At 68.2% G+C, this 19705-nt stretch carries 18 protein-coding genes, 1 tRNA gene and 3 pseudogenes; 10 read left to right on the top strand and 12 right to left on the bottom strand.

Features of this window, described 5'->3' with window-relative positions:
- The coding region (locus tag C9E82_RS18345; RefSeq protein WP_280524958.1) for an HNH/ENDO VII family nuclease at positions 1-614 on the bottom strand (614 nt) is incomplete at its 3' end.
- A 237-nt stretch (positions 615-851) separates the two neighbouring features.
- Between C9E82_RS18345 and C9E82_RS18340 the strand changes: the two genes are divergently transcribed.
- The 3 genes from C9E82_RS18340 (at position 852) to tnpB (ending at position 1666) form a co-directional block, all read left to right on the top strand.
- Positions 852-927, top strand: a tRNA-Ala gene (locus C9E82_RS18340).
- A gap of 254 nt (positions 928-1181) precedes the next feature.
- The gene (locus C9E82_RS25090) at positions 1182-1391 is read left to right on the top strand and encodes a hypothetical protein (RefSeq protein ID WP_244936043.1); all 210 of its coding nucleotides are present in this window, start codon (positions 1182-1184) and stop codon (positions 1389-1391) included.
- A gap of 41 nt (positions 1392-1432) precedes the next feature.
- Positions 1433-1666 carry an IS66 family insertion sequence element accessory protein TnpB gene (gene tnpB / locus C9E82_RS18330; RefSeq protein WP_420849869.1) on the top strand — a complete coding sequence of 78 codons (234 nt, stop codon included), beginning with the start codon at positions 1433-1435 and terminating at the stop codon, positions 1664-1666.
- 56 nt (positions 1667-1722) lie between these two features.
- Here tnpB and C9E82_RS18325 read toward each other — a convergent pair.
- The 6 genes and pseudogenes from C9E82_RS18325 to C9E82_RS18300 all read right to left on the bottom strand — a co-directional run.
- Positions 1723-2264 (bottom strand): annotated as a pseudogene (locus tag C9E82_RS18325) (ATP-binding protein); the annotation flags it as partial.
- A gap of 538 nt (positions 2265-2802) precedes the next feature.
- Entirely contained in the window at positions 2803-4239 is a 1437-nt protein-coding gene (locus tag C9E82_RS18320) for an FAD/NAD(P)-binding protein (RefSeq protein ID WP_119900941.1), read from the bottom strand.
- A 37-nt stretch (positions 4240-4276) separates the two neighbouring features.
- Complete coding sequence (locus C9E82_RS18315; protein WP_119900940.1) at positions 4277-5170, bottom strand: amidohydrolase family protein; 894 nt, start codon at positions 5168-5170, stop codon at positions 4277-4279.
- Between the two features lie 10 nt (positions 5171-5180).
- Positions 5181-6308 carry an FMNH2-dependent alkanesulfonate monooxygenase gene (gene ssuD / locus C9E82_RS18310; protein ID WP_119900939.1) on the bottom strand — a complete coding sequence of 376 codons (1128 nt, stop codon included), beginning with the start codon at positions 6306-6308 and terminating at the stop codon, positions 5181-5183.
- Positions 6305-7759: an LLM class flavin-dependent oxidoreductase gene (locus tag C9E82_RS18305; protein ID WP_119900938.1), complete on the bottom strand. Its 1455-nt coding sequence runs from the start codon at positions 7757-7759 to the stop codon at positions 6305-6307. The genes ssuD and C9E82_RS18305 overlap by 4 nt, the downstream gene beginning before the upstream one ends.
- 22 nt (positions 7760-7781) lie before the next feature.
- Positions 7782-8345 (bottom strand): NAD(P)H-dependent oxidoreductase, encoded by a 564-nt coding sequence (locus C9E82_RS18300; protein WP_122449349.1) that lies wholly within the window; start codon positions 8343-8345, stop codon positions 7782-7784.
- 432 nt (positions 8346-8777) lie between these two features.
- Here C9E82_RS18300 and C9E82_RS18295 point away from each other — a divergent pair, with 432 nt between their 5' ends.
- The 5 genes and pseudogenes from C9E82_RS18295 (at position 8778) to C9E82_RS18270 (ending at position 13460) form a co-directional block, all read left to right on the top strand.
- The gene (locus tag C9E82_RS18295; RefSeq protein ID WP_119897627.1) at positions 8778-9758 is read left to right on the top strand and encodes an aliphatic sulfonate ABC transporter substrate-binding protein; all 981 of its coding nucleotides are present in this window, start codon (positions 8778-8780) and stop codon (positions 9756-9758) included.
- Positions 9759-9786: 28 nt separating this feature from the next.
- Entirely contained in the window at positions 9787-10617 is an 831-nt protein-coding gene (locus tag C9E82_RS18290; RefSeq protein WP_119897628.1) for an ABC transporter permease, read from the top strand.
- Positions 10618-10620: 3 nt separating this feature from the next.
- Positions 10621-11379 (top strand): ABC transporter ATP-binding protein, encoded by a 759-nt coding sequence (locus C9E82_RS18285; protein ID WP_119897629.1) that lies wholly within the window; start codon positions 10621-10623, stop codon positions 11377-11379.
- A gap of 21 nt (positions 11380-11400) precedes the next feature.
- A pseudogene (locus C9E82_RS18280) lies at positions 11401-11766 on the top strand (acyl-CoA dehydrogenase family protein); the annotation flags it as partial.
- Between the two features lie 296 nt (positions 11767-12062).
- Positions 12063-13460, top strand: a complete 1398-nt coding sequence (locus C9E82_RS18270) for an LLM class flavin-dependent oxidoreductase (protein WP_119897630.1) — start codon at positions 12063-12065, stop codon at positions 13458-13460.
- A gap of 77 nt (positions 13461-13537) precedes the next feature.
- On the opposite strand, the gene C9E82_RS18265 is transcribed toward C9E82_RS18270, so the two are convergent.
- From C9E82_RS18265 to C9E82_RS25315, 4 genes and pseudogenes are all read right to left on the bottom strand, one after another.
- On the bottom strand, positions 13538-14170 hold the full coding sequence (locus C9E82_RS18265) for a methionine ABC transporter permease (protein WP_244936042.1): 633 nt from the start codon (positions 14168-14170) through the stop codon (positions 13538-13540).
- Entirely contained in the window at positions 14163-15278 is a 1116-nt protein-coding gene (locus C9E82_RS18260; RefSeq protein ID WP_119897632.1) for a methionine ABC transporter ATP-binding protein, read from the bottom strand. Before C9E82_RS18260 ends, C9E82_RS18265 begins: the two co-directional genes overlap by 8 nt.
- Positions 15275-15628 carry a MetQ/NlpA family ABC transporter substrate-binding protein gene (locus C9E82_RS25320; protein WP_240643491.1) on the bottom strand — a complete coding sequence of 118 codons (354 nt, stop codon included), beginning with the start codon at positions 15626-15628 and terminating at the stop codon, positions 15275-15277. The genes C9E82_RS18260 and C9E82_RS25320 overlap by 4 nt, the downstream gene beginning before the upstream one ends.
- Before the next feature lie 118 nt (positions 15629-15746).
- Positions 15747-15995, bottom strand: a pseudogene (locus C9E82_RS25315) (MetQ/NlpA family ABC transporter substrate-binding protein); the annotation flags it as partial.
- A 504-nt stretch (positions 15996-16499) separates the two neighbouring features.
- Between C9E82_RS25315 and dusA the strand changes: the two are divergent.
- A complete protein-coding gene (gene dusA, locus C9E82_RS18250) occupies positions 16500-17474 on the top strand; it encodes a tRNA dihydrouridine(20/20a) synthase DusA (RefSeq protein ID WP_119897633.1) in 975 nt (324 codons plus the stop codon).
- A gap of 92 nt (positions 17475-17566) precedes the next feature.
- On the opposite strand, the gene mazG is transcribed toward dusA, so the two are convergent.
- Positions 17567-18397: a nucleoside triphosphate pyrophosphohydrolase gene (mazG, locus tag C9E82_RS18245; RefSeq protein WP_119897634.1), complete on the bottom strand. Its 831-nt coding sequence runs from the start codon at positions 18395-18397 to the stop codon at positions 17567-17569.
- 63 nt (positions 18398-18460) lie between these two features.
- On the opposite strand from mazG, the gene C9E82_RS18240 reads away from it, so the two are divergent.
- Positions 18461-19648: a M20 aminoacylase family protein gene (locus C9E82_RS18240; protein ID WP_119897635.1), complete on the top strand. Its 1188-nt coding sequence runs from the start codon at positions 18461-18463 to the stop codon at positions 19646-19648.
- Positions 19649-19705: the final 57 nt, after the last annotated feature.

The following is a 19705-nucleotide window of genomic DNA, read 5'->3' as shown; positions in this document are numbered from 1 at the left end:
CCGTGCGGATCGCGGCCGAGCCCCTGCTGGACCTTCAACGCCAGGCTGTCCATCCCGCACCTCATGCCCGTCACGCCGCCCGCAATCCAAACCTTTACCCCGGCAGGAAAAGCGATCATCGCGGGTCGATTCATCGATTCAGGAGCGCTGAGATATGGACGACGAACCCCATCTGGTCCGACCCATGTGTTGTCGTACTGGTTGGTGTACATATGCAATGCCCGATTGTTTTCATGATGGAATGTTTCAGAAACTTCGGCCATTGGCCCCGGTTTGTCTTGAGTCATATGATGAAGGTTGATTGGGCGACCATCCGGTCCTATCGGAGCCCATCCTTCTTCCATAAGCTGCTTGTTCGTAAGACCCGTGTTGGGATCAACGTAGTCTGGATCGATCAAGTCATTCTGCTGATAGACCCGGCGACCATTTACATCGCGACTCCGCCATTTCTGGGTTGATCGAACGATTCGAATGTCAACATCCGTGGCCCCTTGCGCAACCTCCTCGTGGGCTGCCTGCTCGATACCGCATGTCGGGCCTTGCTGGTCGCGCCTTTGGCGATCATCGTCGAGCGGTTCGGCAGCGACTCGACCAACCCTCCCGGCCGTGGCCATGGCGATGCGAGCCCGACTCGTCATGCTGCTCCCAGCGACCCGAGACCGGGGCGCATGACGCTTGCCCGATGCGGCTTTCTCCCCCGGAACAGGCCGTGATCCTACGAAAAATCCCCAATGAATCCGGGCAATCCCGTAACGTGATCCGCTGACCACGGCCTGCGCCCGTCAAGCCGCACCGAAGCCGTCGCACACCGCTTGACAAGCCCTTGTTTCGAGTCCAAGTAGCACGTCAGTGGGGCCGTAGCTCAGTTGGTAGAGCGCATCGTTCGCAATGATGAGGCCAGGGGTTCGATTCCCCTCGGCTCCACCAGATATTTCCGCGCTATTGGCATATGAGAGTGCAGATCTGTGGCACAAGCTTGCAGATCGAATGTGAATGCAGCACGGCAACGCAACAGTAATAGCAACCATCCGGCCTGACCGCTCTGCCTCGGCCCGAGAGTGCGGGATAGTGTGCGCCATTGATAGTGGACACTCTGCACGGCGGACGAAGCGGCTTTGGACGGACGAGGAGAAGCGTCGATCTGTTTCCAGACGACTGCGCCGAGCGTTTCGGTGGCCCAGGTGGCGCATCGCTATGCGGCTAACGCGAAGCTGACATTCAAGTGGCTGCGTGATCCCCGTTTTGTGCCGGACCCAGCGGCGATGCCTTCGGCGGTGCCGGAGCAAGGCGTCCTTCCGGTGGAGATTGTCGCCGAGGCGACAGCACCGGTGATCACGGCTATCGCCGACAATCACATCGCGATCGAGATGGTGGATCAGCGGCGGCTATGATCCCGATGCCTTGGCACGGCTGATCCGGGAGGGGGGGCGGTTTGATCCCGGTTCCGGCCAATATGCGGGTCTCGCTGGCGGCGGTCGTCACCGACATGCGCAAGGGCCTTGCGGCGCAGGCCGAGGCGCTGTTGAAGCGGGATCCGTTCGCCGGGCATCTATTCGTCTTCCATGGTCACCGGGGCGATCTGGTCAAGGCCATCGGGTGGGATGGCCAGGGGGGCTTGCGTCGCCATTGTCGCTCGGATCATTGGCGCTCCAATGGAAATTCTTGAAGTGACTTGAGAATGGCCGGTTCGTTTGGCCCTCGGCTTGGGAGGGCAAGGTGGTACCTGTCCGCGCGGGCTTCAGCGTCGAGCCTGTCCACAGGTCCACGACGTTGAAGATCGAGGCATCGGGCGCCATCGGTTTGTGAGAGATGCCGACGCCGTGCTTGCCGCGCCGGATGCCGGGCCGGGCGATGCTGGCGGCGAGACGCGATTTGCCCGTCCCCGTGCCGCCGGTCAGCACGACATTGCGCTGCGGATCCCAGGAAGTCGCCGGTTGCCAGATCGCGCAGCAGCGTCTCGTTCACAGGGGGGCGAAGGCGAACTCGTCGACCTCCCTGGCCAAGGATCGCCGCGCCATGGTCATCTGGCAATTGATCGAACGGGCGGTTCGGCGTGGCCTCGAACCGGTGGCGGCTCATGCCGCGCTGTCGTTGATCTCGGCATTCAGAAGGTCGCCGACGATCTGCTGTGGCTCGTGTTGCCGCTTGATCGCCGTAGCGATGATCTCATCGCAGGCGGCTTTCATTCCGTAGAGCTTCAGCTGGCCCATCGCGCATGATGCGCGTCTTCGAGACGACGCGTTCAGCACCTGTGATCTTTCCATAATCGGTTCTCGTCAGGCTGTCGCAGCATTTGCAATCGGCCACGGGCTCTCGGACTCATGCCTCACTCCGCGAGACCGGCGTCTCCCACCACCTCCCCGGATAACCTCGGGGGCATCATGACCATCAGTGCAAGGGGGCAGTTTGGGAAGCCGATCACCCCGTTGCGGGGGCAGAATTGCGTGCCGGGTGGCGGAAGGTTTCGGTCTTTTCGGACCCGTGCCGCACCAACCAGGCGACGGTTCTGATCGAGGGGCGTCCAGATCCGATTCGGGCCGACCTGTCGTGGGCGGCGATGCCACGCCTGACCATCCCCGAGTTTCTGGCCATATCGCCGAGGCGGCCGGCCATTCCTCGCTCTGCAGCCGCAGGCGCTGCGACATGGGAAGTCCAGCCCATCCGGCGCCATCCGCCCGTATTCGCCAGAGACCATGACCGATGCGCCGCGGGCGCGTAATCCATCGCCAGGGGTCACCATGTTCTGGCAGTTGCGTTCAGATCGGGGCGCGTGAACACCTGATAGGGAATCGGATCGACGGATCAGTGAACCCGGCGGAGGGTGTCGCCATCGGCACTCTCATCCGATCCGGCCCTGGTGAGAGCCCGAAGGTCAGCGGCGAGCCGCTCGGCGACCTGTTCGGCATGAGCCGTCACCTCGGGGATGCCCATCAACTCGCCGACATGCCCTCGTGCCAGGGGGCCCGCGACCCACAGACCGGGGACGGGGTCGCCGGATGCGCCCACTGCCCGGCAGCCATCGGCGACCAGAAGGCCAAGGCCAAGCTGATCGGCATCCAGCAGACCCGCCTGCCGCGCCGAGGACAGCAGGGGCGAGCGGGCCAGGACCTGGTGATGGGCCGGACCCGTGGTCAGGATCACGCGGTCGAAGACCTCGCTGCGCGAGGGTTGCCGGCGCGGGGACCAGGTGACGATGAGGCCGGCCGGATCTGCGATGGCGTGCCGGATCCGCCCGGCCCGGATGCGCAGGCGGTCATCGGCGATCAGGCGGTCGAGGACGTCCTCGACCTGCGGCGCGATGCGGAACCGATGCACGTCCCACCAGACCCGCAGGCGCCGCACCAGGCGCGCACGCTGGGGCGGGGGGAGGGCGGCCCAGATGGCGGGACCGTCCAGCCGCACCCGGTCCAGCGTTGCCTGCCAGGGCAGTCCGGCCTGCGCATCGCGGGCCACGGCGCCGCGCACGCGGCGCAGCAGCTCCAGTGCGGTTCGCGCCGGGTCACTGGCGAAATCGGCGGGGCTGTCGGGATAGCCGGTCGCATGGCCGCGCGAGCGCAGCCCGCGCCGCGACAGCGCCAGGATGTCGCCGCGAAAGCCCTGCCGGTCGAGGCTGGCGATCACGTCGGCCGAGGTCAGGCCGGTGCCCAGCACCAGCACACGCTGCGCATTGCGGGCCGCGTCAGTGATGGCCTCGGCATCCGAGGGGTCGGCGACCAGGCGCGGATCGCCGCCAAGCGCGGCGAAGCCCTCGGGCAGGCCGGGGGGCGGGTGGCTGGTCGCGATGACGACGTGATCGGCCTGAAGCCGGGCGCCATCCTCCAGCGTGATCCGGAAGCGGTCGGGCCGCGCAAGGCCCGTGGCGCGGGTCCGGAGATGGCGGATGCGGCCGTCGCGCAGATCGGCGGCCAGGGCCTCGCCGACATAATCGGCGACCAGCCCGCGCTGGGGATAGAACGCGCCGTCGGGGGTGATGCTGCCCTCCGACAGGGTGATGCCCCGCGCCTCGATCCAGCGGTGGAAATCGTCCTTGATATCGGTCCGCATGGTCATGCGGCTGGCGGGGACATTGATGCGATGGCTGGGATCGGCGGTCGAATAGGCCAGCCCGGCGCCCAGCTTCCTGCGCGGCTCGATCACGACGATATCGACCGGCGTGGGGCCGGTGCGGCGCGCCAGATGCCATGCGACCAGCGCGCCGGTGAAGCCTCCGCCGATGATGGCGACAAGCGGCGCGCTCATGCGGCGGGCTCGGTCGGGCTCCGGTCGGGGGCATGGCTCATGCGGCATCTCCGGGCTCGTGAAGGGCGGCGGTCCGGTCCAGCCCCAGAAGCCGCGCGGCGTTGTCGTGGAAGAACCGATCCAGCATCGAATCCTTCAGGCCGAGCGCCTGCGCATCCTCGATCGACTGGCCGATGGGCCGGAACGGGTAGCTTGATCCGAACAGCAGCTGGTCCCCCAGCCAGCCATTGGCGGCGTGCACATAGGCCTCGGATCCGGTCTGGAACAGATACATGTCGGGGATCAGGTGAACATTTTCCCAGCGGAAGGCCAAGCCCAGAATCGCCTGAACATTGGGCCAATAGCCGTGAAAGACGCCGATCTTCAGCCGCGGAAAGGCCTGTGCGACGGCCGCGATCCCGGCGGGGTCGTTATAGCGCGGATCGGGCGTGGTCGGCCCGCTCATCAGGAAGACCGGCACGTCCAGCGCCTGCGCCAGCTCGTAGACCGGGAAATAGGCGCGGTCGTCGGGGTGGCGGGCGGGGCTGCCGAAGCCCGGCTCCAGGTCGATGCCGCGCAGGCCCAGGTCGCGGATGGCGCGCTCGGCCACGGACAGGGCCGCGGCCTCGCCCTGCACGACGGGATCGACGGCGCCGATGCCGGTCAGCCGCGACGGGTCCAGCGCGACGATGTCCGCGATGTCGTCATTGGGCAGGTGCTGGCCGGGCGTGTGGCGACCCACCACCACGGCGCGGGTCAGGCCCGCATCCGCGATCTCGGCCAGAAAGCCCTCGGGCGTGGACGAGCGGGCGAAATGCTGATCGTCGCCGCGCGTGCCGACGCGCCGGTTCAGCCAGCGCACGGTGTCGTAATCGGGTGTGCCGGGCGTTCGGCCGAAGAAATCGTGCAGATAGGCCGGGCGGCAGCGCATGTCGATGATCGGGCGGGTCATGGTCTGTCCTTCAGTTGGCGGCGCGGGCGCGCACGTCGAAGGCGCCGCCGGTCTGGGCGACGCCGCGCAGCGTCACGGGGTCCTTGCCGACCAGCGGGAACACCAGTTCGGCAAAGCGGATCGCCTCTTCCAGATGCGGATAGCCGGACATCACGAAGGTCCCGATGCCCAGGTCCTGATATTCGCGCATCCGTGCGGCCACGGTCTCGGGGTCGCCCACCAGCGCGGTGCCCGCCCCGCCGCGCACCAGGCCCACCCCGGCCCAGAGGTTCGGCGCCACCTCCAGCCGGTCGCGGCGGCCGCCATGCAGCGCGGCCATGCGGCTTTGCCCGACCGAATCCATGCTGGCGTAATTCGCCTGCGCGCGGGCAATGTCGTCATCGGTCAGACGGCTGATCAGGCGCTCGGCCTCGGCCCAGGCCTCGGCCTCGGTCTCGCGCACGATGGCGTGCAGGCGGATCCCGAAGCGGACGCTGCGGCCATGCGCCTGGGCCCGCTTGCGGATATCGGCGATCTTTTCGGCCACCGCCGCCGGCGGCTCGCCCCAGGTCAGGTAGACATCGACATGCTCGGCCGCCAGCGCATGGGCGGCGGGCGAGGAGCCGCCGAAATACAGGGGCGGCCAGGGCGTTTGCGGGCCGGGGTGAAAGTTCTGCGCACCCTCGACCCGGACATGCCTGCCGTGGAAATCGACGGTCTCGCCCTGCATCAGGCGTTTCCAGACAGTCAGGAATTCGTTCGCGTTCTCGTATCGGTCGTCATGGTCGAAGAAGACGCCATCGGCCGCCAGTTCGCGCGGATCGCCGCCCGGCACGACATTCAGCAGCAGCCGCCCACCCAGGGCCTCGTCCAGCGCGGCGGCCTGCCGTGCCGAGACGGTCGGCCCCTGCACAGAGGTCCGCAACGCCACCAGCAGCTTCAGCCGCTGCGTGAGCGGTGCCAGCGCGGCGGCGGCCACCCAGGGGTCGAGGCAGCTGGCCCCGGTCGGGATCAGCATCCCGTCATAGCCCAGGCGGTCGGCGGCCATGCCGATCTCGCGCAGATAGGCGGTGGTCGGCGCGCGCCCGAAATCGGACGTGCCCAGATAGCGCGTGTCGCCAGAGGTGGGCAGGAACCAGAAGATGTCGGGAACGGTCATTCGGCGGCCTCGATCAATCGTGCATTGGCGCCCTCGAAAGCCGAGGGGCGGGAACTGTCGGCGACGCTTTCGCGGCCCTTGTAATGGTCGCGCCATTCGGCGGCGGGGTGGCTGTCGCGGGCCCGCCCGCCAGGATCGCCCAGCAGCTTCTCGCGCAGCGTTCCGGGGGCATAATCGGCCTGCGCGCGCCCGCGCCTGCGCAGTTCGGGCACCACGAAATCGATGAAATCCGTGGTCGAGGCCGGGGTGATGGCATAGGCGAGGTTGAACCCGTCCACGCCGCCCTCGTCGACCCATTCCTCCAGCGCGTCGGCGATGGTCTGCGGGCCGCCCACCAGCACCGGCCCGAGCCCGCCGATCGACCGCTTGCGGATCACGTCGCGCACGGTCCAGGCCTCGCTATCGGCGGCCAGCGATTCCAGCGTCGTGCGCAGGCTGTCGTTTTCCACCGCCGTCAATGGCGCATCCGGGTCCAGGGACGAGAAGTCGAGCCCGGTCCAGCCGCCATAGAGGGCCAGCGCGCCCTCGGGGCTGGCATAGTCCAGATACTCCTCGTATTTGCGCTGCGCCGCCGCGTCCGAGGGGCCGGTGATGACGGTCAGCAGGGCGAATATCTTCAGGCTGTCGGGCTCGCGACCGGCGGCCACGACCTCGGCGCGGATCGCATCGGTCAGCTTCCTGGCGGTCTCGGGGCCGGTGGCCAGCACGAACATCGCCTCGGCATGGCGGGCGGCGAATTGCCGCCCCCGCGACGAGGCGCCGGCCTGGAAGATGACCGGCGTGCGCTGCGGCGAGGGTTCGCACAGATGGAAGCCGGGAACCTTGAAATATTCGCCCTCGTGCCGGATCGGATGGACCTTGCGGGCATCGGTGAAGATGCCCTTCTCGCGGTCGCGCAGGACGGCGCCGTCTTCCCAGCTGCCCTCCCACAGCTTGTAGGTGACCTGCATGTATTCCTCGGCCAGATCATAGCGGGCGTCGTGGCCGATCTGCCGGTCCATGCCGATATTGCGCGCGGCGCTGTCCAGATAGGAAGACACGACGTTCCACGCCACGCGCCCCTTGGTCAGGTGGTCCAGCGTCGAAAGACGCCGTGCCAGCAGATAGGGATGTTCGAAGGTCACGGCGGCGGTGATGCCGAAGCCCACGTTCCTCGTGACCGCCGCCATCGCGGAAATCGCGGCGAAGGGATCGTTGACCGGCACCTGGGCGCCGTCGCGCAGGGCCGCCTCGGCCGAGCCGCGATAGACGTCATAGACCCCCACCACGTCGGCGATGAACAGCGTGTCGAAGGCGCCGCGCTCCAGCTCGATGGCAAGGTTGGTCCAGTAGTCCAGATCGTTGTAGCGCGACGCCTGGCTGGACGGGTGGCGCCATGTCCCCGCGGCCTGATGGCCGACGCAGGTCATGTCGAACGCATTCAGGATGATGCGCTTTTTCGGCGTGCTCATGGTGATGCTTCCTTGGAGGGGGTCAGGCCAGCGCGCGCAGGGCAGGGCGGGCCGGGGACAGGTCCAGGTGATCGGCAAACTGGGCCACGGCGCGATCCAGCCTGGCGCCGGTGTCGTCCGCGGTGATCCGGCCATCGGTGAACTCCGCCGAGGAGGCATAGACGCCCGTGGCCAGGATGCGGGCCTCGAAGAAGCCGAAAAGCGGGCGCAGCTGATGCTCGATGATCAGCGCATGACGCTGGCCGCCGCCGGTCGCGCCCAGCAGCACGGGCTTGCCCAGCAGCGCCTGCGGGTCGATCAGGTCGATGAAATGCTTGAACAGCCCCGTATAGCTGCCCTTGTAGACCGGGCTGGCCACGATCAGCGCATCCGCGGACAGGAATTCCTGCAAATGCGCATCCAGTCCGGGCGCGTTGCCAGGATTCGAGCCAAGGCCGAACCCCGCACCCAGATCGGCGATGTCGAAGACATGCGCCGAGCCGCCAAAGCGCGCCACGGCGCATTCGGCGGCCTGCGTCACCAGCTGCCGGGTTTTCGACGGCCTGCTCCAGGAGCCCGCAAAACCCACGAATCTTGGTGTTGTCATGGAAAGCTCCTTAAAGACGACCATATTCGTAGTGAATTTTAACGATGCCCCCGGCCAATTCCCAATCCAAAGCAGGCGCGTCATTTGGGCGAATATTTCCTTATGCCGCCGGTAAAGAGAGAATCGTTACCGCCCCGCAGCTTGGGCGACCTCTGCGTCGCGATGGCGCCCGGTCTCGATCCGCACGAAACGATCCTTGCCGCCACGGCGAAGGGTCGCTTGCGGGGCGGGCGGTGTGATTCGGGGCGTGCCGCCAGGGGCACAGAAAAGATTTGATCGTCCGCGGCGCCTGACGGAGGTGGCCATCACTCTGGATCGCCCGAAAACGACCGATCCGTTCCGTTGAAGCCGGGGCAAAATACTCGATAATGCCAGTCGACAATTAAACGCGGCGCCCTTCGCATGGCGTCTCATTTCGACAGGATCACGACCATGTCTCATTTCTCACGCCGTGGGCTGCTGCTTTCCGCTGCCACCATTGCGACGACGGCGGCCATCGGGGCGCCCTCGATCCTGCGGGCGCAGGGGCTGCCGCAGCTGCGCATCGACTGGGCCACCTACAATCCGGTATCGATGCTGTTGAAGGAGAAGGGCTGGCTGGAGGAAGCCTTCGCGGCCGAGGGCACGGCGATCACCTGGGTCCAGTCGGCCGGATCGAACAAGGCGCTGGAATTCCTGAACGCCAGCGCGATCGACTTCGGCTCGACCGCCGGCTCGGCGGCGTTGGTGGCGCGGATCAACGGCAACCCCATCAAGTCGATCTACAGCTATTCGCGGCCCGAATGGACGGCGCTGGTGACGCGGGCCGATGCCGGGATCGCCTCGGTGTCGGATCTGAAGGGCAGGACCGTGGCGGTGACGCGCGGCACCGACCCGCATATCTTCCTGATCCGCGCGCTGGCCGACCAGGGCCTGACCGAGCGCGACATCACCACGGTCCTGCTGCAGCATGCCGACGGCAAGACCGCGCTGGTGCGGGGCGACGTGGATGCCTGGGCGGGGCTCGACCCGCTGATGGCCGCTGCCGAACTGGAGGATGACGCGCAGCTGTTCTTCCGCAATGCCGATGCAAACACCTACGGCATCCTGAACGTGCGCGAGGCCTTCCTGTCCGAGCAGCCCGAGGCGGCGGCCCGCGTGCTGTCGGTCTATGAGCGCGCCCGCCTCGATGCACTGGACAATCCCGACGAGCTGAAGCGGATCGCCGTCGCCGCGACGGGCCTTTCGCCCGAGGTCATCGACATCCAGCTGGACCAGCGCACCGGCCTTTCCCAGCCGCGGATCGGTGATGCGCAGCAGGCCGCGATCCTGGCCGCCGGTCAGGCGCTGCAAGAGGCGGGCGTGATCGAGGCCGGCGTCGATGTGCCCGGCGTCGTGGCCGCGCTGCTGGACGACCGCCTGCCCAACGCCTGATCCCGCACCCGCGAAAGGAGCCCGCATCATGGTCGAGCTGTCCTCTGCCTCCACCCGCACCCGGCCTGCGCGCCCCGCGCTGACGGCGCTGTGGCCGCTGGCCGGGCTGATCCTGCCGCTTGGGCTGGCCCTGGCCTGGGAAGCCGTGGTGGCGCTTGGCTGGAACTCGGGACGGCTGCTGCCGCCGCCCTCGGTGATCCTGGCGACGCTGACCGACCTGGCGGCGCGCGGCGATCTGGCGCATCACGCGCAGGCCACGCTGACCCGCGTGGTCCTGGGCTTCGGCGCGGGGGTCGTCGCGGGCACGGTGCTGGGCGCGTTGACCGGCTATGCGCGCGGTCTGGCCCGGCTGCTGGATCCGACCCTGCAGGCGCTGCGGGCGATCCCCTCGATCGCCTGGGTGCCGCTGTTCATCCTGTGGTTCGGCATCTTCGAGGCGCCCAAGGTGGCGCTGATCGCGGTCGGCGTGTTTTTCCCGGTCTATCTGGGCGTGATGGAGGCGATCCGCGGCGTCGACCGCAAGATCGTCGAGGTGGGCCGGGTCTTTCGCCTCTCCGGCGTGGCGATGGTCCGGCGCATCCTGCTGCCCGCCGTGCTGCCCGCCTATGTCACCGCGCTGCGATCGGGGCTGGGCCTTGGCTGGATGTTCGTCGTCGCGGCCGAGTTCATGGGCGCCTCGGCGGGGCTCGGCTATCTGCTGATCGACGGCCAGCAGTTGGGCAAGCCCGCGCAGATCGTCGCGGCGATCATCGCCTTCGCGGTGTTGGGCAAGCTGACCGACAGCCTGCTGGCGCTGGCCGCCGCGCCCTTCCTGCGATGGGAGGACAGCTTTGCATCCAGCCCCCGCAGCAGCGAGTAAGCCATGCTGACCATCCAGCACCTGTCCAAGACCTATCCCGGCGGCACCCATGCGCTGGAGGCCGTCGACCTGACCGTCGGCGCGGGCGAGATCGTGGCCATCGTCGGCGGCTCGGGCTGCGGCAAGTCCACGCTGCTGCGCATCGTGGCGGGGCTGGATCGCCCCAGCGCCGGGCGGGTCTCGATCGACGGCCGGGTGGTGTCCGAGCCCGATCCGGCCATCGGCATCGTCTTTCAGGAACCGCGCCTGTTTCCGTGGCTGACGGTCGCGCAGAACGTGGGCTTCGGCCTCGCGCATCTGCCGCGCGCCGAGCGCGACGCCCGCGTGGCCGAGGCGCTGGCCCGCGTGGGCCTGTCCGACAAGGCCCATGTCTGGCCCCGGCAGCTGTCGGGCGGGCAGGCGCAGCGCGTGGCCATCGCCCGCGCCCTTGTCGCCCGCCCCGAGGTGCTGCTGCTGGACGAGCCGTTCTCGGCGCTGGACGCCTTCACGCGGCTGGATCTGCAGCGCCACCTGCTGCAGATCTGGGCGGCGGTCAGCCCGCGCCCGACGCTGGTGATCGTCACCCATGACGTGGACGAGGCGATCCTGTTGGCCGACCGGGTCATCGTCATGCAACCCGAGCCGGGCCGGATCGCGCAGGAGATGCCCGTCGATCTGCCCCGCCCGCGCGACCGCGCCGCCCCGGCATTCGAGGCGCAACGCCGCCAGATCATGTCCGCGCTGGACCGCACCCTGCCGGGGCTGTCGGTCCTCTCTGCCTGAACCCTGCCGAAAGGTCCGACCATGACCCATCAGGACAAGCGCCCGCCCGTGGCCGCAATCCCCGCCCGCATCACCACCCATGCCGAGGCCATCGCGGCGGCCCGCGACCTGGCCGCGGACTGGGCCCCCAAGGCGGCGGCGCGCGATGCCGAACGCATCCTGCCCCATGCCGAGATGCAGGCCTTCAGCGACAGCGGCCTGGGCGCGACCACCGTGCCCGTGGCGCATGGCGGTCCGGGCCTTGGCCGGCGCACGCTGGTCGAGGTCTTCGAGATCCTCTGCGCCGCCGACAGCTCGGCCGGTCAGGTGCCGCAGAACCATTTCGGCGTCCTGCAATTGCTGGACGAGGCGGGCAGCGACGACCAGAAACGGCGCTGGTTCGGCGACGTGCTGGCGGGGCAGCGGATCGGCAATGCCGGCCCCGAAAAGGGCCGCCAGCCGATCACCCACAATCGCACCGGGCTGCACCGGACGCCAGAGGGGCTGCGCCTGTCGGGGCGGGTTGACGCCGTTCAGGGTGTAATTGCCGATGGCGTGGTATTTCCAGCGCACCGGATCGTGCAGCGTATGGGTGCGGACATTGCGCCAGTAGCGGTCCAGATTATCCGCCGACATGGTGGCCGAGGTGCCGGTCAGCTCGAACAGCTTGTTGGCGGCCAGCAGCCGCGACACGGAGCCCTCTGATGACCACGCCGCTTGGCAAGCAGATCATCGTCAACGCCTTCAACATGAATTGCGTGGGCCATATCAACCACGGCCAATGGACCCATCCGCGCGACCGCTCGGCGGACTATACGCAGCTTGATCATTGGACCGCGCTGGCAAGGACGCTGGAGGACGGGCTGTTCGACGGCATCTTCCTGGCCGATATCCTGGGCAGCTATGATGTCTATGGCGGCGGGCTGGACGTGACCCTGCGCGAATCCGTGCAGCTGCCGGTGAACGATCCGGTGATGCTGGTCTCGGCCATGGCGGCGGTGACCCGGCACCTGGGCTTCGGCGTCACCGTGAACGTCAACCAGGAGGCGCCCTATACCTTCGCCCGCCGCCTTTCCACGCTGGATCACCTGACGCGCGGGCGGATCGGCTGGATCATCGTCACCGGCTATCTGGACAGCGCCGCCCGCGCCGTCGGCCGCGACGGGCAGACCGACCACGACCTGCGCTATGACCAGGCCGACGAATATCTGGAGGTGCTCTACAAGCTGTGGGAAGGGTCCTGGGACGAGGATGCCGTGATCCGCGACCGCGACGCGCGCATCTATGCCGATCCCGCCAAGGTGCGCAGCATTCGCCACGAGGGGCGCTTCTACAGGGTCGAGGGCCCGCATCTGTCCGAGCCCTCGCCGCAGCGCACGCCGGTGCTGCTGCAGGCGGGCAGTTCGGGGCGGGGTCTGCGCTTTGCGGCGCGCCATGCGGAATGCGTCTTCATCTCGGCCCCCGACAAGGGGGCGGCGAAGAAGGCGGTGACGGCGCTGCGGCAGGCGGTGGCCGATGCCGGGCGCGATCCGCAATCGGTGCGGGTGCTGATCGGCGTCAATGTGGTGACCGATACCAGCGCAGCAGTGGCGGCCGAGAAGCTGGCCGAATACCGCGCCAATTCCAGCCCCGAGGCGGGGCTTGCGCATTTCGCGGCCTCGACCGGCATCGACTTCGCGCCCTATGGGCTGGACGATCCGATCCCCTACGGGCCGGGCAATGCGATCCAGTCGGCCAGTTCGCTGGCGCAAAGCCGGGGCTGGACCAAGCGCGACCTGCTGGCGCAGCTGGCGCTTGGCGGGCGCTATCCGCTGGCGGCGGGCACCCCTGCCGAGGTCGCGGACGAGCTGGAATCCTGGGTGCGCGCGGCGGGGGTGGACGGCTTCAACCTGACGCGCCTCGCCTCGCCCGAGACCTACGAGGATTTCGCCCGGCTGGTCGTGCCGGAATTGCAGGACCGGGGCAGCTGCAAGACGGAATACGCGCCGGGCACATGGCGCCGGCGGCTGTTCGGACAGGGCGACCGGCTGCCCGCCGATCACGCGGTGGCGGCCTATCGCCCCGGCGGCGATGGGGTGCAGTTCGCGGGGGCTGCGGAATAGGCGGTATCCTGACGATATGCGAAGGTGGCGCGAAATGATCGCGCCGCCCTCGTCCTGTCGGTTGCCGGACCCGAAGCCTAGCGCGCCCGCAGGCGCCGGACGGCAAGATCCCCGCTGATCTGCACCGCCGAGACCAGGGCGATCAGGATGACGACCACCACCAGCATCACCACCGTGTCAAATCGCTGATAGCCATAGCGGATCGCCACATCGCCCAGCCCCCCGGCGCCCGCCATGGCCGAGGCGCCGATCATCGAGACCACGGTGATCGTGAAGCCGCCGATGATGCCGGGCAGGGCCTGGGGCAGCAGGACGTGGCGAATGATGTGCCAGCGGCGGCAGCCGATGGATTGCGCGGCCTCGACCAGGCCGGGATCGACCTCGCGCAGCGAAACCTCGGCGATGCGCGCGAAGAAGGGCGTGGCCGAGACCGACAGCGGCACGATCGCCGCCCAGATCCCGATCGTGGTGCCTGCGATCAGCCGCGTCAGCGGGATCAGCGCGACCAGCAGCACGATGAAGGGCACCGCGCGGAACCCGTTCACGACCATGCCCACGATGCGGTTCAGGCGCGGCGCCGGAAAGATGCCCCCCGGACCCGAGGTGACCAGAAACACCGCCAGCGGAATCCCCGCCAGCACCGCGATCCCGGCCGAGATGCCGACCATCAGCACCGTGTCCAGCAGCGCCTGCCACAGGCGGTCAGTCATTTGCGGCGAGAGCATGGCCCAGAACCTTTCTGTCGTCACAGAGATCATCCAGCCGCGCCAGATCGGCATCGGGCGCGGCGGCGACCAGCACCCGGCCCACGGCCCGGCCCTGGATGCTGTCGATATTGGCCGTCAGCAGCCGCCCCCGACGGCCAAGCGCCCCCGCAAGCGCGCTCAGATCCGGGCGGCGCTGGCCGGCAAAGCCCAGTTCCAGGATCACCTCGTCGCGCGGGCTGCGGCGTTCGGCGTGCAGGCGCGCGGCCAGATCCTCGGGCAGGCCCTTCAGCAGCGGTTGCAGCAGCGCCTGCGTCGCCGGATGGCGCGGCGCGCCGAAGACCTGCCAGACCGGGCCCTGTTCGGCGATGCGTCCGGCCTCCAGCACCAGCACGCGGTCGCAGATCTCTCGGATCACGCTCATCTCGTGGGTGATCAGCACGATGGTCAGGCCCAGCCGGGCGTTGATGTCGCGCAGCAGCGTCAGGATCGACAGCGTCGTTTCCGGGTCCAGCGCCGAGGTCGCCTCGTCGCAAAGCAGGATCTCGGGGCGGCCGACCAGTGCGCGGGCGATGCCCACCCGCTGCTTCTGGCCGCCCGACAGGCGCGAGGGATAGGCGTCGCCCTTGTCCTTCAGGCCTACCAGCTCCAGCGCCTCGGTCACGCGGGTTTCCCGTTCAGGGCGCGGCACGCCGGCGACGCGCAGGGGCAGGGCCACGTTCTCGCGCACGGTCTTGGCCGAAAGCAGGTTGAAATGCTGGAAGATCATGCCGATCCGCCGCCGCAGCGCGACCAGTGCCGCCTCGTCCAGCCGGCCGATATCCTGCCCGTCGACCAGCACGCGGCCCTGGCTGGGCTGTTCCAGCCGGTTGATCGTGCGCAACAGGCTGGACTTGCCCGCGCCCGAGCGGCCGATGATCCCGAAGACCTCGCCCGCCCGGATGTCCATGTCGATCCCGTCCAGCGCCCGCACGTCGCCCGATCCCGCGCGATAGGTCTTGCCCACACCTTTGAAACGCACGGTGCCGGCGGCCGGGCCGGCGGGCCACGCGACCTGCGCGGCCTCGACACGGCCCGACACGCGCAGCGCGTCGATGGTCAGCGCCCGCGTCATCGCTGTAGCCAGGCCAGCAGATACAGCTTGTCGCTGCCCGCGAAGGAATCGTGGATCTGGTCCTTCACCGCCTGCGAGTTCTGGAAGATCTCGATGAATTTCGCGATCGTCTCGTCATCCTTGCGATCCTCGCGGGTGACGAAGCCCACGTTGAACTGCAGATCCTCGATGCCGGAATAGATCAGCCCGCTGGTCGGATCGAAGCCGCCCCCGGCGACGATGAAATGCGGATAGCCCTGCGCCAGATCCACGTCGCCGGTCACGCGCACCAGCTGCGGCCCCTCGACCTCGGAAAAGCGCAGGTTCCTGGGATTGTCCACGATATCGTCCACGGTGCCAAGGAAGCCCACGCCTTCCTTCAGGGTGATCAGCCCGGCGCGTTCCAGCAGCAGCAGGCCGCGCCCCTTGGTTCACCGGATCGTTGGCGATGGCGACCGTCCCGCCCTCGGGGATATCCTCGAAGCTGTCATGGCGCAGCGAATAGAGGCCGATATTCTGCAGGATGCCGGGCGCGACCAGCTCGAAATCATAGCCGCGCTCTTTCTCGGTGTTCTCCATGAAGGGGCGGTGCTGGAAGAAATTGATGTCGATATCGCCGGCATCCAGCGCGACATTGGGGGTGGTCCAGTCGCTGAACTCGACCACCTCGACCTGGATGCCCTGGGCCGGAGAAGGAAGCCCCCTGCCTGGCCGCCCCGGGGAAGCACTTTGTTCCATATGCCCGCGGATGAGCGTCGGCAGCGGTCCCGGACGGCTTTCCGCTCCTCCTCGCTTGCCAAAATGCGGGCGGCCGCGATCCGACGAGCTGCCCAGTGGCATCCTCTCCGTCAGGCAGGAGGGGACGTGCATACTCGATCAGCTTGCGGCGACCGAGCTGTCCGGTCTTCTCCTTCCCAAGCTCGCTTCAGCGTCGCAAGGGTGGTTTCCCTACTGCGCAGATATCAGTATATGAAGGCCACGCAGGTCGCCGAATAGGTTCAGGCGGGCCAGGGACGATCGGTCAGGCGGCAGCCCCTGGTCTCGGCCTGACGCGCCCATTTCCGGGCCTCGTCGCGGCGCAGGAATGTCTGATCCGGAGCCGGCAGGCAGCGGAAGGCGGGTGATCGATGCCATTTTCCTGTGCGCCATATGTGCAGTGAGTCGCAGAAGGAAAAATTCGGGGATATCAGGGCGCAGTCCAGGGTAGGGGCAAGCTTCATCAATGGATTGAATGTATCAGGAATGCAGTTAGATCAATCGCATACGCTGTCCATTGCGCCGATGATGGACTGGACCGACCGGCAGTGCCGCGGCTTTCACCGGCTGATGTCGCGCCGCGCGCTGCTCTATACGGAAATGGTGACGGCGCCGGCGATCCTGCATGGCGACCGGGCGCGGCTGCTGGATTACGACGCGGCCGAACATCCGGTGGCGCTGCAGCTTGGCGGCTCGGACCCGGCCGAGCTGTACCAGGCCACGCGTATCGCCGCGGATTGGGGCTATGCGCAGATCAACCTCAATGTCGGCTGCCCCAGCGACCGGGTGCAATCGGGCTGCTTCGGCGCGGTGCTGATGAAGGACCCCGGCCTGGTCGCCGACTGCGTGGCCGCGATGATCGAGGCGAGCCCGGTCGAGGTGACGGTGAAATGCCGCATCGGCGTCGACGACCAGGACCCGGCCCAGGTGCTGCCCGCCTTCATCGACCGGCTGCGGCAGGCCGGGCTGCGGCAGCTGACCATCCATGCCCGCAAGGCCTGGCTGCAGGGCCTCAGCCCGCGCGAGAACCGCGAGATCCCGCCGCTGGACTATCCGCTGGTCCATGCGATGAAAGCCGCCTTTCCCGACATGCGGCTGGGCATCAACGGCGGCATCGCCAGCCTGGAACAGGCGCGCGACCACCTGGCGCATATGGACGAGGCGATGATCGGCCGCGCCGCCTATCACCAGCCCTGGCAGATCCTGGGACAGGCCGACCGGCTCTGGGATCAGGCGCCGCCCTTCGACGATCCCCGCGACGTGGCCCGCGCCATGCGCCCCCGCATCCTGGCGCATCTGCGCGCCGGCGGGCGGCTCCACCAGATCACCCGTCACATGCTGGGACTGTTTCACGGCCAGCCCGGCGCGCGCGGCTGGAAACGGGTGCTGTCGGAAGGCTCGGGCGGCGGGATCGAGGTCTATGACGCCGCGCTGGACCAGGTCGCGCGCATCGCCGCCTGACCCGAGACCCTTCTGCCCTCGCACTCCTTGCAAATACCTCGGGGGGAAGGCCCCGCAGGGGCCGCGGGGGGCAGCGCCCCCCGCCACCGCCGCTATTCCGCCGCCCGCCCGGCCTTCTCGGCCGCCTTGGCCCTGTCCCACAGACGGTCCATCTCGGCCAGGTCGCTGTCCTCGGGACGCCGGCCGGCTTCCGCCAGCGCCGCCTCGATGAAGCGGAAGCGGCGGGTGAACTTGGCATTGGCGCGGCGCAGCGCCAGTTCCGGGTCGATCTTCAGGTGCCGCGCCAGGTTGGCCATCACGAACAGCAGGTCGCCGAATTCCTCGTCCAGCGCCTCGGCGTCCAGCCGGTCGCGGGCCTCGACCAGCTCGGCCGTCTCCTCGGAGATCTTCTCCAGCACCTCGCCGGCGCCCGGCCAGTCGAAGCCGACGCGCGCCGCGCGGTTCTGCAGCTTGATCGCGCGGGTCAGCGCGGGCAGGCCCATCGCGACCCCGTCCAGCGTGCCGCGCTCGGCCTTGCCGGCCCGCTCGACCGCCTTGATCGCCTCCCAGTCGCGGACCTGCTGCTCGGCCGACTTGTCGCGGCTTTCCTCGCCGAAGACATGCGGATGGCGGAAGACCAGCTTGTCACTGATCGCCGCCGCGCAATCGGCGAAATCGAACATCCCCGCCTCGCGCGCCATCTGGGCGTGAAAGACCACCTGCAGCAGCAGATCGCCCAGCTCTCCCGGCAATTCGTCCCAGGCCTTGCGCTCGATCGCGTCGGCGACCTCATGGGCCTCCTCGATCGTATAGGGCGCGATCGAGGCGAAATCCTGTTCGACATCCCAGGGGCAGCCGCGATCGGGGTCGCGCAGCTCGGCCATGATGTCGATCAGGCGGGCGATCTCGGCCCCCGGATCGCGGGCGGCTTTCGGTTCGGCCATTGCATTTCCCCTGTGCTTGAGGTCCTGATGCCGGGACTGCCACAGCGAAAGGTCCAAGTCCACATGCCCGTTCTGAACCGCATCGCGGATTTCGCCGATCAGATGACCGCGTGGCGCCGCCACCTGCACCAGCATCCCGAACTGGGCTTCGACTGCCACCGGACCGCCGGCTTCGTGGCCGAGCGGCTGCGCGAATTCGGCGTCGACGAGATCCACGAGGGCATCGGCCGGACCGGCATCGTCGCGATCATCCGGGGCAACGGGGAACAAGGGCCGGTGATCGGGCTGCGCGCCGACATGGACGCCCTGCCGATGGACGAGGAGACGGGCGCCGAATGGGCCTCGACCGTGCCGGGGCGGATGCATGCCTGCGGCCATGACGGGCACACGACGATGCTGCTGGGCGCGGCGAAATACCTGGCCGAGACGCGCAACTTCGCAGGCAGCGTGGCGCTGATCTTCCAGCCCGCCGAGGAGGGCGGTGGCGGTGCCGACGCCATGGTGCGCGAGGGCATCATGGAGCGTTTCGGCATCGGACAGGTCTTCGCGATGCACAACAATCCCGGCCAGGCGGCGGGCAGCTTCCAGACCACGCCCGGCCCGATCATGGCGGCGGTGGACACGTTCGAGATCCACCTGCGCGGGCGCGGCGGCCATGGCGCGATGCCGCATCTGACCGCCGATCCGGTCGTGGCCGCGGTGGCCATCGTCAGCGGCATCCAGACCATTTCCAGCCGCAACCATTACGCGCTGGACGACCTGGCCCTGTCGGTGACGCAGATCCATACCGGCAGCGCCGACAACATCGTCCCCGAGACCGCCTATATCTGCGGCACGGTGCGCACCTTCGATCCCGATGTGCGCCAGATGGTGCGCCGCCGCATGACCCAGATCTGCGACGGGCAGGCGACGGCCTATGACGTGCAGGTCCGGCTGGACTATCAGGAGGGCTATCCGGCCACCGTCAACGATCCCGCCGCCGCCGAATTCGCCGCCGAGGTCGCGCGCGAGATCGCCGGCGAGGCGGCGGTTCACGACAATGCCGGGCGCGACATGGGGGCCGAGGATTTCAGCTACATGCTGCAGGCGCGGCCGGGCTGCTACCTGTTCCTGGGGCAGGGCGAGGGGCCGGGCGTCCACAATGCCACCTATGACTTCAACGACGAGGTCGCCCCGGTCGGCGCCAGTTTCTTCGCCCGGCTGGTCGAACGCGCCCAGCCCGCCGCCCAGCCCGCCACGCAGAGGGCCTGAGCGTCATCCGGGGGGCCCGCGCTTCCCCGCGCGGCCGGAAAAAATCGAACCGTTCGG

The sequence above is a fragment of the Paracoccus sigandri genome (assembly GCF_003709565.1).
GTDB classification, from domain to species: domain Bacteria; phylum Pseudomonadota; class Alphaproteobacteria; order Rhodobacterales; family Rhodobacteraceae; genus Paracoccus; species Paracoccus siganidrum.
Note: the sequence above shows the minus strand (reverse complement) of the source record. Positions and strands in the feature narration are given on the sequence as shown.